Source organism: Pseudomonas sp. CP-1 (genome assembly GCF_021213715.1).
GTDB classification, from domain to species: Bacteria; Pseudomonadota; Gammaproteobacteria; order Pseudomonadales; family Pseudomonadaceae; genus Pseudomonas; species Pseudomonas aeruginosa.
This window is the reverse complement of the sequence record NZ_JAJQKY010000013.1, coordinates 1-13,229: the sequence shown is the minus strand read 5'-3', so window position 1 is coordinate 13,229 and position 13,229 is coordinate 1. Positions and strand designations below refer to the sequence as shown.

Genomic DNA, 13,229 nt, shown 5'->3' with positions numbered 1-13,229 from the left:
CTACGCGGGTTACTGGCGAAGCCAGCCGGCTTCCTGGAACAGCGGGATGACGCGCTGGCGGTCCTTCTCGATGTAGCTCACCAGGTCCTCGCCAGCGAGGAAGGTCGGCGCCAGCGCCGAGCGTTCGACATAGTCCCTGAACTCGGCGGTCTGGCTGACCTTGCGCATCAACTCGACGTAGAAGGCGCGCTGCTCGTCGCTGACTCCGCCGGGCAGGAACACGGTGCGCGGGAAGCGGTACTGGTCGATGCCCAGGCCCTGTTCGTGGCAGGTGGGGATGTCCGCCCAGGACTGCTCGGCAGCGACCTTGGCGGTGTAGATCATGCGCTCGTGGCTGAACACGCAGAGCGGCCGGACCTGGCCGCCGCGCCACTGGCTGAGGCTTTCCGCCGGGTTGTTGAGGTTGGCGGCGATGTGCCTGCCGGCCAACTGGATGGACGCCTCGCTGCCGCTCTTGAAGGGGATGTAGGTCAGCTTGCCGCCGACCTGCTTGCCGAGCAGCAGGCTTAGAGTCTGGTCGACGTCCTTCGACTGGCTGCCGCCGAAGCGCATGCCTGCCGCGTCCTTCTTCAGATCGGCGAGGAACGCCGCGGCGTCCGCCCACGGCGCCGCCTGGTAGGTCCAGAGGATGAAGTCGTCCTCGGCCACCGCCGCCACCGGCGTCAGGTCGGTCCATTGGTAGCCCAGCCGGGCCACCAACGGCAGCAGGTAGACATTGTTGGTGCCGATCACCAGCTTGTGCGCGTTGCCCTTGGCCAGCTTCAGGTCGAGGAAGGCTTCGGCGCCGTTGCCGCCGCCCTTGTTCAGCACCACGGTGTTGACCTCGAGCAGCTTGTTCTGGCTGATCGCCGACTGGACCAGACGGGCGAGTTGGTCGGTGCCGCCACCGGGACCGCCGGCGACGACGATCTCCAGGTTCTCTTCGGGTTTCCAGGCAGCCGCCAGGGCGGGCAGGGCGGTGCAGCAGAGCAGGGCGCAAGCGGCCAGGAAGGAGGGGACGGAGCGCGCATATGCGGTACGCATGGAGGACCTCTGGTTGTCATTGTTGTTATGGGTAGAGCGGAGTGTGCGAAGCGCACCGATAAGCGTCCACTCAAAATAAGGCATACACCGATAGCCTGGGGTTATGAGTGGAAGCGGATGTCGGACATCTGGAGCGATAACCGTAGGAAATGGCCGTATGAGCAGCTTTGATTAGACGGTTATCGATGGAAAGCCGGATAGTGGGCCTGCCGGACCTGCCAACCCAGTTCCGCAGCACAAGAACAACAATAAAAGAGGTACGACCCATGGCTCAGGCACAGACTGCCGTGCTCCAGGCTGATCCTGCCCAGGACAAGGCCACTGCCGCAAAACCCAGCAACGTCCGCTGGCGCATCTTCGCCATCGTCTTCGCCCTGACGGTGATCAACCTGGTCGACCGGGTCTCGCTGTCCATCGCCATGCCCACCATCGCCGGTGAATTCCAGCTCACGCCGAGCATGCAGGGGCTGATCCTCAGCAGCTTCTTCTGGGCCTACGCGCTGTTGCAGATTCCCGGCGGCTGGCTGATCGACCGCTACGGCCCGCGCCGGGTGATCGGCTGGTCCACCGGCCTCTGGGGAGCCTTCCAGACCCTCGCGGCCTTCGCCAGCGGCGGCCTGTCGCTGATGTTCGCCCGGGTCGCCCTGGGCGCGGCGGAAGCGCCGCTGTTCCCCTCCGGCGGCAAGCTCAACTCGCTGTGGCTGGGCTCCAGCGAACGCAGCCGCGGCGCCGTGCTGATGGACTGCGGAGGGCCGCTGGGCGTCGCTCTCGGCGGACTGGTCATCGCCTACCTGATCGCCGTGCTCGGCTCCTGGCGCAGCGCCTTCTTCATCGCCGGCATCGCCACCCTGGCCATGGCCTGGCTGGCCTGGCACTACCTGCGCGACGACCCGGCCGAGCATCCCGGGGTCAACGCCGCCGAGCTGGACCGGATCAACGCCGACCGCTCCACCCCGCTCGCCGAAGCGGACTGCCAGGCCGGCGGAAGACTGGGCATCGCCGGCCGCTCCCTGGTCGGTATCGTCCTCGGCCGCGCCAGTTGGGCCATGGTGTTCTTCGGCCTGCTGACCTGGGGTCCTAGCTACCTGGCGCAGGCGCGCGGCTTCGATATCAAGGGTATCGGCGCCGCGACCTTCGTCATCTTCCTCTGCGGCGCCGTCGGTTCCCTGGTCGGCGGCTTCCTCTGCGACCTGCTGATCCGCAAGGGCGTGCGCCGCGGCCTGGCGGCCAAGGGCCTGCTGACGGTCTCGGGCCTCGCGGCGCTGGTCGCCTTCCTGCTGTTGCCGAGCCTGGAAGATGCCTATGCCGCCGTGACCCTGCTGGCGCTGACCGCCTTCTTCCTGATGTGGGGCAGCCTGTACTGGAGCTTTCCGGCCTTGCTCGCCGCTCCGGCCCGGGTCGGCCTGGTCGGCGGGGTGATGAACATGGCCGGCAGCCTCGGCGGCATCGCCGTGCCGATCCTGGTCGGGCTGCTGCTGCAACACCTGGGCGGATATGCCGCGGTGCTGGGCTTCTTCGCCCTCTGCTCGGCAGCCTTCATCGCCGGCACCCTGCTGATTTCCCTGGACAAGACCGAGGCAAAGCATGGCTGAGCTGTACGACGGGCCGATCGTCGACGCCCATCATCATTTCTGGGACCCGCAGGCGAACTACCACCCCTGGCTCGCGGAGGACGCCAAGATTCCGTTCCGCTACGGCGACTACAGCGCGATCAAGCGCCGCTACCTGCCGGCGGACTACTTCGGCGACGTCGGCGCACACCGGGTGGTCGAGACGGTCTACGTGGAAACCGAGTGGGACCCGCGCGATCCGCTCGGCGAAACCCGCTTCGTGCATCACCTCGCCGAACGCCATGGCGCGCCCCACGCGGTGGTGGCGCAGGCCTGGCTGGACGCGCCGGACGCCGCCGAGGTGCTGGCGGCGCAGGCGGGCTTCGCACGGGTCCGCAGCGTCCGCCACAAGCCCGGCGGTCCGCAACGCCCGCAACAGGTCGGCGAGCTGCGCAGCCTGATGAGCGACGAGCGCTGGCGTCGCGGCTATGCCGAGCTGGCCCGGCACGGCCTGCACTTCGACCTGCAGACACCCTGGTGGAACCTCGCCGAGGCCGCATGCCTGGCGCGCGACTTCCCCGATACGCTGATCGTGCTCAACCACGCCGGCCTGCCGTCCGATCGCAGCGAGGAGGGGCTGGCCGCCTGGCAACGGGCCATGGCGCGCTTCGCCGAATGCCCCAACGTGGCGTTGAAGATCTCCGGCATCGGCCAGGCCGGCCGGCGCTGGAGCGTCGAGGACAACGCCTGGATCGTCCGCGAAAGCATCGCCCTGTTCGGCATCGAGCGGGCGATGTTCGCCAGCAACTTCCCGGTGGACAGCCTGTGCGGCTCGTTCGACGACATCTATGGCGGTTTCAAACGCATCGTCGCCGACCTGCCGTACGCCGACCAGGAACGGCTTTTCCATAGCAACGCGCGGCGCATCTACCGCACCGTACCCGACACCGTGCGCCTGCAGCAGGCGTCGCCCGACCCGAGGACTTCCCCATGAACGCTCCATCCCTACCGCGACTGGCCATGGTCCTGGGCGATCCGGCCGGCATCGGCCCGGAACTGATCGCCCGCCTGCTGGCCGACACCGAGGTGCGCGAGAAGGCGCACATCGTGCTGATCGCCGACGAAGCGGAAATGCGCCGCGGCATGCGCATCGCCGGCTGCGAATTCCCCTACCGGCGCATCGACGCGCTGGAGAGCCTGGATTTCGCCGACGCCACGCCACTGCTGCATCCCTGGCACGGCCAGGGCGAGGGCGAGTTCCCACGCAGCGAAGCGAGCGCCGTCGGTGGCCGCTACAGCCTGGAGACCCTCGCGCAGGCCCTCGAACTGACCCGCAGCGGCAGGACCGACGCGATCCTCTTCGGCCCGCTGAACAAGACCTCGCTGCACATGGCCGGCATGGACCACAGCGACGAGTTGCACTGGTTCGCCGAGCGCCTGGGGTTCGGCGGCCCGTTCTGCGAGTTCAACGTCCTCGACGACCTCTGGACCTCGCGGGTGACCTCCCACGTAGCCCTGGCCGAGGTGCCGGGCCTGCTCAGCCAGGAGCGGGTAGGGGAGGCGATCCGCCTGATCGACGACGCGCTGCGCCGCAGCGGCCTGGCGCGGCCGCGCATCGGCGTCTGCGGACTGAACCCGCACAACGGCGACAACGGCAGCTTCGGCCGCGAGGAGCTGGACATCATCGCTCCGGCGGTGCGGAAGGCGCGCGAACAGGGGATCGCCGCCGACGGCCCGTATCCCGCCGACACCATTTTCCTCAAAGTGCAGGGCGACGCCCGTGCCTTCGACGCGGTGGTGACCATGTACCACGACCAGGGGCAGATCGCGATCAAGCTGATGGGATTCTCCCGCGGCGTGACCGTCCAGGGCGGCCTGCCGATCCCCATCGCTACGCCGGCCCACGGTACCGCCTTCGATATCGCCGGGCAGGGAAGGGCCGACGTCGGCGCCACCCGCCAGGCGTTCGAGATCGCCTGCCGGATGGGCAGGCGCAAAGCCTGATCGCCTGCATGCGACGCGACAACCAGAGCGCCGCCCCTTCGTAACGCGCTCCCTGGCGCCTCCCTGTACCGTCGCGGCGGGGCAGGAGGCGTCGCACCTTCGACGAGAGACACATCGCCTGGAGCCGCAGCGCTCCACGGCTCGCCTCGGCCTGGGAAAAGGAAAAACAACAATGACCCGTTCCGCTCCGAACCTGCTGAAATCCGCCTCGCTCGCCCCGGTCCTGCTGGCCGGCCTGCCGTCGCTCGCCGGCGCCGAGGGCTTTATCGAAGACGCCAGCGTCAGCCTCGGCCTGCGCAATCTCTATTTCAATCGCGACTTCCGCCAGCCCGGCGCGGCGCAGTCGAAGCAGGAGGAGTGGGCCCAAGGCTTTCTCCTACAGGCGAAGTCCGGCTATACCCAGGGCACCCTGGGCCTGGGCGTCGAGCTGATCGGCCAGCTCGGCCTGAAGCTCGACAGCAGCCCTGATCGTGCTGGCTCCGGGCTGCTGCCACGCCACGCCGACGGACGCGCAGCGGACGACTACGCGCGACTGGGCGTGGCGCCGAAGCTGAAGCTGTCGAATACCGAGCTGAAGCTCGGCGAACTGCTGCCGGAACTGCCAATCCTCCTGCGCAACGACGGCCGCCTGCTGCCACAGACCTTCCAGGGCGGCATGCTGACCTCCAGGGAAATCGCCGGCCTGACCCTGCACGGCGGGCAGATGCGCTCGCTCAGCCAGCGCAACTCCAGCGACCACCAGGACCTCTCGGTGGATGGGCGTGGCGGGGCGTTCTCCGACCGTTTCGACTACCTGGGCGCGGAATACCGCTTCAATGCCGAGCGCAGCCAGGTCGGGCTGTGGCAGGCGCGGCTGCAAGACATCTACCGGCAGGACTACTACAGCCTGAGCCACAAGCAGAGCTTCGGCGGCTGGCGCCTGGGCGCCAGCGTCGGGCTCTTCGACACGCGCGACGAAGGTGCCGCGAAGCTCGGTGAACTGGACAATCGCGCGCTGACCGGTTTCTTCAGCGCGACCCGCGGCGGCCACAGCCTCGGCGCCGGCTACCAGCGCATGTACGGCGACGACGGGATGATCTACATCGCCGGCACCAGCACGCCGTTGGTCAACGACATCCAGGTGCGCAACTTCACCAGCGCCGGCGAGCGCTCCTGGCAACTGCGCTACGACTACGACTTCGTCGCCCTGGGCATTCCCGGGCTGACCGCCATGGCCCGCTACGCCAGCGGCGCCCATGCCCGGACGAAGGCGATGGACGACGGCCGCGCCTGGGAACGCGACGTGGACGTCGCCTACGTGATCCAGAGCGGCCCGCTGAAGAACCTCGGCCTGCGTTGGCGCAACGCCATGCTGCGGTCCAACCATGCCGCCGATGTCGACGAGAACCGCCTGATCCTCTCGTATTCCCTGCCGCTGCTCTGAGCGCAGGGCCGCTCTCGCTGCTGCCCGATAACCGGCGATTGGCTGATTGGTGAAAAGGTATTGCCTGGGGTTATCGATGAATGCGCAGAAGTGATTATCCGCGCGGGAGCGGCCTGGCTACAGTCGGCCCAACGCAAGCGGCCATGCCGCCTCCGCGTCGAACAACAACAACAAGAAGGAAGCCCTCCATGAGCGCCATGAACGACCACGCCAGGCTGCTGTCCTCGGCGATCGCCACCAGCCGCCTGCGTCTCCTGCCTTTCCTGGTCCTGATGTATGTACTGGCTTTCATCGACCGGGCCAACGTCGGTTACGCGCGGGCCTTCCTGCAAGCCGACACCGGCCTCGGCGATGCCGCCTTCGCGTTCGGCGCGAGCATCTTCTTCATCGGCTATGCCTGCTTCGAGGTACCCAGCAACCTGATGCTGCACCGCCTCGGCGCCAGGGTCTGGCTGTGCAGGATCATGGTCACCTGGGGCCTGGTCTCGGCGGCGATGATGTTCGCCGACGACGCCATGACTTTTTATGTCCTGCGCTTCCTGCTGGGCGTCGCCGAGGCGGGCTTCTTCCCCGGCATCATCCTCTACCTCACCTACTGGTTCCCGCAGCGCAGCCGTGCCCAGGCGCTCGGCCTGTTCTATTTCGGCCTGCCGCTGGCGCTGGTGCTGGGCGGTCCGCTGTCCGGCTGGCTGCTGGAGTTCCACGGCATCTTCGGCCTGGCCAACTGGCAGTGGCTGTTCGTCACCGAGGGACTGCTGGCCTCGCTGGTCGGCATTGCCGCCTACTTCTACCTGGTCGACCGCCCGCGCGATGCCGGCTGGCTGAGCGACGAGCAGAAGCGGGCGCTGGAAGGCGAGCTGGCCGAAGAAGACACCCGCAAACAGGCACGCGGCCCGCACGGCTTCCTCAGCGCTCTGCGCAGCGGCCAGGTGCTGAAGTTCTGCCTGGTCTACTTCACCATCCAGATGAGCGTGTACGGAGTGGTGTTCTACCTGCCGACCCGCATCGCCAGCTTCCTCGACGGCCAGGTCGGCCTGAACGTAGGCCTGATCACCGCGATTCCCTGGGTCTGCGCCCTGGTGGTAACGCGCCTGGTGACCCGCCAGGCCGATCGCAGCGGCCTGCACCGCCAGCTCGCGGTGGCCATGCTGGGCATGGCCGCAGCCGGCATCGCCGCCTCGGCGCTGGCCGGCAACCTGGGCCTGGCGGTGATCGCCTTCTGCTTCGCCGCGTCCGGCTTCGTCTCGGTGCAGCCGCTGTTCTGGACCCTTCCCACCGGTTACCTGAGCGGTGCGGCCGCGGCCAGCGGCATCGCCCTGATCAACTCCCTGGGCAACCTCGGCGGCTTCGTCGCGCCGAACCTCAAGACCCTCATGGAAAGCCAGTTCGCCGACCCGCGCGCCGGCATGTTCGCCCTGGCCGCCGTCGGCCTGCTCGGCGCCTGCCTGCTGGCCCGGCTGAAGACCTCCGGATCGCCGTCCGTCCCGCTGCGAGCGCGGCAGGCCGGCTGACCCACACTACGCACCGATAGGAGCTGCGACATGAAAATCAAATCCGTCCGTACCCGCGTCTTCGAATGGAAGGGCAAGGTCGTCCCGCCGCAGGCGCACTTCTGCACCAATGCCAGCGACATCCTGTTCGAGAAAGGGGACGCCATGGGCTCGTTCCGCTTCCACGGCTGGCTGGTGGTGGAGATCGAGACCGACGACGGCCTCGTCGGCATCGGCAACTGCGCCCTGGCGCCGCGCGTGGCGAAGGAAATCGTCGACCTCTACCTGGCGCCGATCTGCATCGGCGAAGACCCGTTCGACAACGAGTACATCTGGCAGAAGATGTATCGCCGCACCCACGCCTGGGGCCGCAAGGGCATCGGCATGGCAGCCATCTCGGCGGTGGACCTGGCGATCTGGGACATCATGGGCAAGGCGGTGAACAAGCCGGTGTTCAAGCTGCTCGGCGGTCGCACCAAGGAGAAGATCTGGACCTACGCCTCGAAGCTCTACGCCAACGACAACCTCGACGCCTTCCTCGAAGAGGCCCAGGGCTACCTGAACCAGGGCTTCACCGCGCTGAAGATGCGCTTCGGCTATGGCCCCAAGGACGGCCCGGCGGGCATGCGCAGGAACATCGAGCAGGTCCGCGCGCTACGCGAACTGGCCGGGCCGGACATCGACATCATGCTCGAATGCTACATGGGCTGGACCCTGGAATACGCCCGGCGGATGCTGCCGAAGCTCGCCGAGTTCGAACCGCGCTGGCTGGAGGAGCCGGTGATCGCCGATGACATCGAGGGCTACGTCGAGCTGAAGAAGATGGGGATCATGCCGATCTCCGGCGGCGAGCACGAATTCACCGGCCACGGCTTCAAGGACCTGCTGGAGCGCCGCGCGGTGGACGTCATCCAGTACGACACCAACCGCGTCGGCGGGATCACCGCCGCGCGCAAGATCAACGCCATGGCCGAGGCCTGGTCGGTGCCGGTGATCCCGCACGCCGGACAGTTGCACAACTATCACCTGACCATGGCCAGCACCGCCTCGCCGATGGCCGAGTTCTTCCCGGTGTTCGACGTCGAGGTCGGCAACGAGCTGTTCTACTACGTGTTCAAGGGCGAGCCGCAGCCGGTCGACGGCTATATCCAGCTGGACGACCACAAGCCCGGCCTGGGCCTGGAGATATCCGAAGAGCACCTCAAGGATTTCATCATCATCGAGTGATAGTCGGAGCCCACAGGAGGAGCCGAGATGCGGCTGATTCAATTCGAGGACCGGGCAGGGCAGCGCCGGGTCGGCGTCGTCGAAGGCGCCGGGATACAGGTGCTGCGCGGCGTGCGCAGCACGCGCGAACTGGGGCTGGCGGCGATTCGCGCGGGCATCGGCCTGCACGACGAGGTGCTGCGCCGAGGCAGCGAGCCAGGCCCGGACTATGCCGGGTTGCTGGAGGAGGGAAGGGTGCTACCGCCGCTGGATCATGACGACCCGGCCCATTGCCTGGTCAGTGGCACCGGCCTGACCCACCTGGGCAGCGCCGCGACGCGCGACCGCATGCACCAGCAGAACCAGGGCGACGAGACCGCGCTGACCGACACCATGCGCATCTTCAGGTGGGGCCTGGAGGGCGGCAAGCCGCCGGCGGGCCAGGTCGGCGCGCAGCCCGAATGGTTCTACAAGGGCGACGGCGGCATCGTCGTGCGCCCCGGCGCGGACTTCCCGCTGCCGGCCTTCGCCGAGGATGCCGGCGAGGAGCCGGAGCTGGTCGGGCTCTACCTGATCGGCGATGACCGCCGGCCTTATCGGCTCGGCTACGCCCTGGGCAACGAGTTCTCCGACCACCTGATGGAGCGCCGCAACTACCTGTACCTGGCGCATTCCAAGCTGCGCGCCTGCTGCTACGGGCCGGAGCTGCGGGTTGGCGAACTGCCGCGCCACCTGCAGGGCGAGAGCCGGATCCTGCGCGACGGCGAAGTGCTCTGGCAGCAGGCGTTCCTTTCCGGCGAGGACAACATGTGCCACAGCCTGGAGAACCTCGAGTACCACCATTTCAAGTACGCGCAGTTCCTCCGTCCGGGCGACGTCCACGTGCATTACTTCGGTACCGCCACGCTGTCCTTCGCCGACGGGATCAAGGCTGCTCCGGGGGATGTCTTCGAGATCGCCATGGCCGAGTTCGGCGCGCCGCTGCGCAATGGCATCGCCGCCGTCGAGACCGCACTGACGCCGGGGCGGGTGGTAGCGCTCTGAAGCCCCACCGCCGTGCATAGGCCGGAGCTCCACGAGAGACCCGCGGCACGGTTTCCTTCATTCCTGCGGAGCCTCGGCTCCAACCCCGCCGGCCATCCCCGGCGGGGCTTCCCCTGTATGAGGTCGACATGACAGCCATCCTCGGACACAACTTCATCGGCGGCGCCCGCAGCGCGGCCGGCACGCTCTTCCTGCAAAGCCTCGACGCCGCCAGCGGTGAGGCGCTGCCGTACCGCTTCGTGCAAGCCACCCCGGAAGAAGTGGACGCCGCCGCCGAAGCCGCCGCCAGCGCCTACCCGCACTACCGGCAACTGCCGGCCAGCCGCCGCGCGGAATTCCTCGATACCATCGCCGCCGAACTCGACGCACTGGACGATGATTTCGTCGCCATCGTCTGCCGTGAAACCGCGCTACCGGCCATGCGCATCCAGGGCGAACGCAGCCGCACCAGCGGCCAGCTGCGCCTGTTCGCCGAAGTCCTGCGGCGCGGCGACTTCCATGGCGCGCGCATCGACCGCGCCCGGCCCGAACGCAAGCCGCTGCCACGCGTCGACCTGCGCCAGTGCCGGATCGGCCTCGGCCCGGTGGCGGTGTTCGGCGCGAGCAACTTCCCCCTGGCATTCTCCACCGCCGGCGGCGATACCGCCGCGGCCCTGGCCGCCGGCTGCCCGGTAGTGTTCAAGGCACACAGCGGACACATGGCCACCGCCGAACGGGTCGCCGCGGCGATCCTCCGCGCGGCCGAGCGCACCGGCATGCCGGCGGGCGTGTTCAACATGATCTACGGCGGCGGAGTAGGGGAGCGGCTGGTCCGCCATCCCGCGATCCAGGCGGTCGGCTTCACCGGTTCGCTGAAGGGCGGCCGCGCCCTCTGCGACATGGCGGCCGCCCGGGCGCAACCGATCCCGGTGTTCGCCGAGATGAGCAGCATCAACCCGGTGGTGCTGCTGCCGGCGGCGCTGAAGAAGCGCGGCGAGGCCGTGGCCGACGAACTGAGCGCCTCGGTGGTGCTCGGCTGCGGCCAGTTCTGTACCAATCCCGGGCTGGTCATCGGCATCCGCTCTGCGCAATTCTCGGCGTTCCTCGAACGCTTCGCCGCCCGCATGGACGACCAGCCGGCGCAGACCATGCTCAATGCCGGCACGCTGGCCAGCTATGAAAAAGGCCTGGCGGCGCTGCACGCCCACCCGCGCGTCCGCCACCTCGCCGGGCAGCCGCAGGAGGGCCGCCAGGCCCGGCCGCAACTGTTCCAGGCGGACGTCAGCCTGCTGCTGGAGGGCGACGAGTTGCTGCAGGAAGAAGTCTTCGGCCCGGCCAGCGTGGTCGTCGAGGTCGCCGACCACGCCGAACTGAAGCGCGCGCTGCATGGGCTACACGGGCAGCTCACCGCGACCCTGATTGCCGAAGCGGAAGACCTGGCGTCCTTCGCCGACCTGGTACCGCTACTGGAACAGAAGGCAGGGCGCCTGCTGCTCAACGGCTATCCGACCGGCGTGGAAGTCTGCGACGCGATGGTCCACGGCGGCCCGTACCCGGCCACCTCGGACGCCCGCGGCACCTCGGTGGGCACCCTGGCCATCGACCGTTTCCTGCGCCCGGTGTGCTACCAGAACTACCCGGACGCGTGGCTGCCGGAAGCGCTGAAGGATGGCAACCCATTGGGGATTGCGCGGTTGGTGGACGGGGTTGAGACGCGGGCGGCGATTGACTGAAAGAGGAACCGGGCAAAGACGAGGGTCGGAGGATATCGGAGCCTCAGAGGTGTGCAGCAGGACACTGGAGGAGCCCCGGAAGAGGCCCGCCGGTGTTCCTGCCTGTACCCCGAATGAGCAAAGCGAGTATCGATCCAGGGCTACCCGAGTGCTCCTATCGTCCCATGCCTGGACGCGGAAAAGCCGCTTCTCGGTGTCGAGGGATTCTCGGCCGATACCGCCACTTGCATCGGCATGAGACAGGAGGCGCGCCACAATCTCTCCGGGGGTCCTTCCTTCCGTGGCGAATGCCATGATGCCCCCCTGGCAGGATCGCCGCTTGGCTCCGTATAGCGCGATGGTGAAAAACACATGAGACAATATTGACTCATGTGAACTATATAAGCATCATGCGATCCCAGCGCTCGATCGTCGTCCAAGCGGCATGAATAGCGAGTCCGGCCCAGCCTGGCCAGATCGAGCCGAGCGGACAACTGATGCGCGTGAGTGGCCGAACCCATGCCATCGCTGTAACGCCCCGAACAGAATCGTCTTCCGACGGCAGCCTCCCCCGACAGGTGGTTTCCCCGTGCCCATTCCCTGCCGGGCAAGGCACAGGTTGGCCGCCGCGCTGGACGACGACAAACCATCACCGTCCCGGCAGAGATCCTGGAGAACGACAATGCGTGCGATCGATGCCGGCATTCTGGTCTGCGGCGAGTGCCACCAGTTGAATCGCGCCGACGGGAACGAGCATCCGCGTTGCAGTCGCTGCGGCGCGAAGCTGCATCCTCGGCGGCCGAGCAGCATCGCCCGTACCTGGGCGTTGCTGATCTCGGCGATGATTCTCTACGTTCCCGCCAACCTGTTGCCGATCATGACCGTCAACATGCTCGGCAAGGGCTCCCCGGCGACCATCATGGGCGGGGTCGTGACCCTGATCCAGGCCGACATGTTTCCCATCGCCCTGGTGGTGTTCGTCGCCAGTATCGTCGTCCCCACCTTCAAGCTGGTCGGCATCGCCCTGTTGCTCTATTCGGTGCAGCGGCACCAGCCGATGTCGGCCCGCCAGCGAATCATGATGTACCGCTTCATCGAATGGGTCGGGCGCTGGTCGATGCTCGATATCTTCGTCATCGCCATCCTCGTGGCGCTGGTCAATTTCGGCAACCTGGCGAGCATCGAGGCCAATCTCGGCGCCGCCGCCTTCGCCAGCGTGGTGGTGCTCACCATGCTCGCCGCCGTGACGTTCGACCCCCGGCTTATCTGGGACAACACCAATCTGGACGACGAGAATGAGTGATTTGCCAAGCCCGAAGAAACACAAGACCTCGAACTGGTCGGCGATCTGGGTGCTGCCGCTGGTGGCCCTGGCTATCGGGGCCTGGCTGGGCTGGCGCGCCTACGACCAGGCAGGGGTGTTGATCCAGGTGCGCTTCGAGAGCAGCGATGGCATCCAGGCGAAGAAGACCGAGGTGCTGTACAAGGGCATCGCGGTCGGCAAGGTCGTCGCGCTGGATGTCAGCGAAGATATCAAGGGCGTGGTGGCCACCATCGAAATGGACAAGGAGGCGCGCCAGTACCTGAGCAAGGACACCCGCTTCTGGCTGGTCAAGCCGCGGGTTTCCCTGGCTGGCGTCACCGGCCTGGAAACCCTGGTATCTGGCGTCTACATCGCGGTCGATCCGGTGAAGGGCGAGAAGGAAGAACGCAACTTCACCGCGCTGAAGCAGCCGCCCCCCCTTTCCGACAGGCTGCCCGGCCTGCACCTGACCCTCAAGGCCGATCGCCTGGGCTC

11 protein-coding genes are annotated in these 13,229 nt (G+C 67.4%); 10 read left to right on the top strand and 1 reads right to left on the bottom strand.

The window, feature by feature from the left end; genetic code table 11:
* Nucleotides 1–9: 9 nt before the first annotated feature.
* Nucleotides 10–1,023, bottom strand: a complete 1,014-nt coding sequence (locus LT948_RS22720; protein ID WP_016254174.1) for a Bug family tripartite tricarboxylate transporter substrate binding protein — start codon at nucleotides 1,021–1,023, stop codon at nucleotides 10–12.
* Nucleotides 1,024–1,289: 266 nt separating this feature from the next.
* Here LT948_RS22720 and LT948_RS22715 point away from each other — a divergent pair, with 266 nt between their 5' ends.
* The 10 genes from LT948_RS22715 to LT948_RS22670 form a co-directional block, all read left to right on the top strand.
* On the top strand, nucleotides 1,290–2,615 hold the full coding sequence (locus LT948_RS22715) for an MFS transporter (RefSeq protein WP_009315749.1): 1,326 nt from the start codon (nucleotides 1,290–1,292) through the stop codon (nucleotides 2,613–2,615).
* Nucleotides 2,608–3,567: an amidohydrolase family protein gene (locus LT948_RS22710; protein WP_033995514.1), complete on the top strand. Its 960-nt coding sequence runs from the start codon at nucleotides 2,608–2,610 to the stop codon at nucleotides 3,565–3,567. Before LT948_RS22715 ends, LT948_RS22710 begins: the two co-directional genes overlap by 8 nt.
* Nucleotides 3,564–4,577: a 4-hydroxythreonine-4-phosphate dehydrogenase PdxA gene (locus LT948_RS22705; RefSeq protein WP_023126000.1), complete on the top strand. Its 1,014-nt coding sequence runs from the start codon at nucleotides 3,564–3,566 to the stop codon at nucleotides 4,575–4,577. The genes LT948_RS22710 and LT948_RS22705 overlap by 4 nt, the downstream gene beginning before the upstream one ends.
* Before the next feature lie 172 nt (nucleotides 4,578–4,749).
* Nucleotides 4,750–6,000 carry an OprD family porin gene (locus LT948_RS22700; RefSeq protein ID WP_023125999.1) on the top strand — a complete coding sequence of 417 codons (1,251 nt, stop codon included), beginning with the start codon at nucleotides 4,750–4,752 and terminating at the stop codon, nucleotides 5,998–6,000.
* 188 nt (nucleotides 6,001–6,188) lie between these two features.
* Nucleotides 6,189–7,511 (top strand): MFS transporter, encoded by a 1,323-nt coding sequence (locus tag LT948_RS22695; protein WP_023091831.1) that lies wholly within the window; start codon nucleotides 6,189–6,191, stop codon nucleotides 7,509–7,511.
* Between the two features lie 30 nt (nucleotides 7,512–7,541).
* Complete coding sequence (locus tag LT948_RS22690) at nucleotides 7,542–8,717, top strand: L-lyxonate dehydratase (protein WP_003111006.1); 1,176 nt, start codon at nucleotides 7,542–7,544, stop codon at nucleotides 8,715–8,717.
* A 27-nt stretch (nucleotides 8,718–8,744) separates the two neighbouring features.
* Nucleotides 8,745–9,740, top strand: a complete 996-nt coding sequence (gene araD1 / locus LT948_RS22685) for an AraD1 family protein (protein WP_023125997.1) — start codon at nucleotides 8,745–8,747, stop codon at nucleotides 9,738–9,740.
* 128 nt (nucleotides 9,741–9,868) lie between these two features.
* Nucleotides 9,869–11,452 (top strand): aldehyde dehydrogenase (NADP(+)), encoded by a 1,584-nt coding sequence (locus LT948_RS22680; protein WP_033995513.1) that lies wholly within the window; start codon nucleotides 9,869–9,871, stop codon nucleotides 11,450–11,452.
* A 661-nt stretch (nucleotides 11,453–12,113) separates the two neighbouring features.
* Complete coding sequence (locus LT948_RS22675) at nucleotides 12,114–12,734, top strand: paraquat-inducible protein A (protein ID WP_003144230.1); 621 nt, start codon at nucleotides 12,114–12,116, stop codon at nucleotides 12,732–12,734.
* On the top strand, nucleotides 12,727–13,229 hold a 503-nt coding region (locus LT948_RS22670; RefSeq protein ID WP_232197121.1), incomplete at its 3' end, for an MlaD family protein. The genes LT948_RS22675 and LT948_RS22670, both read left to right, overlap by 8 nt.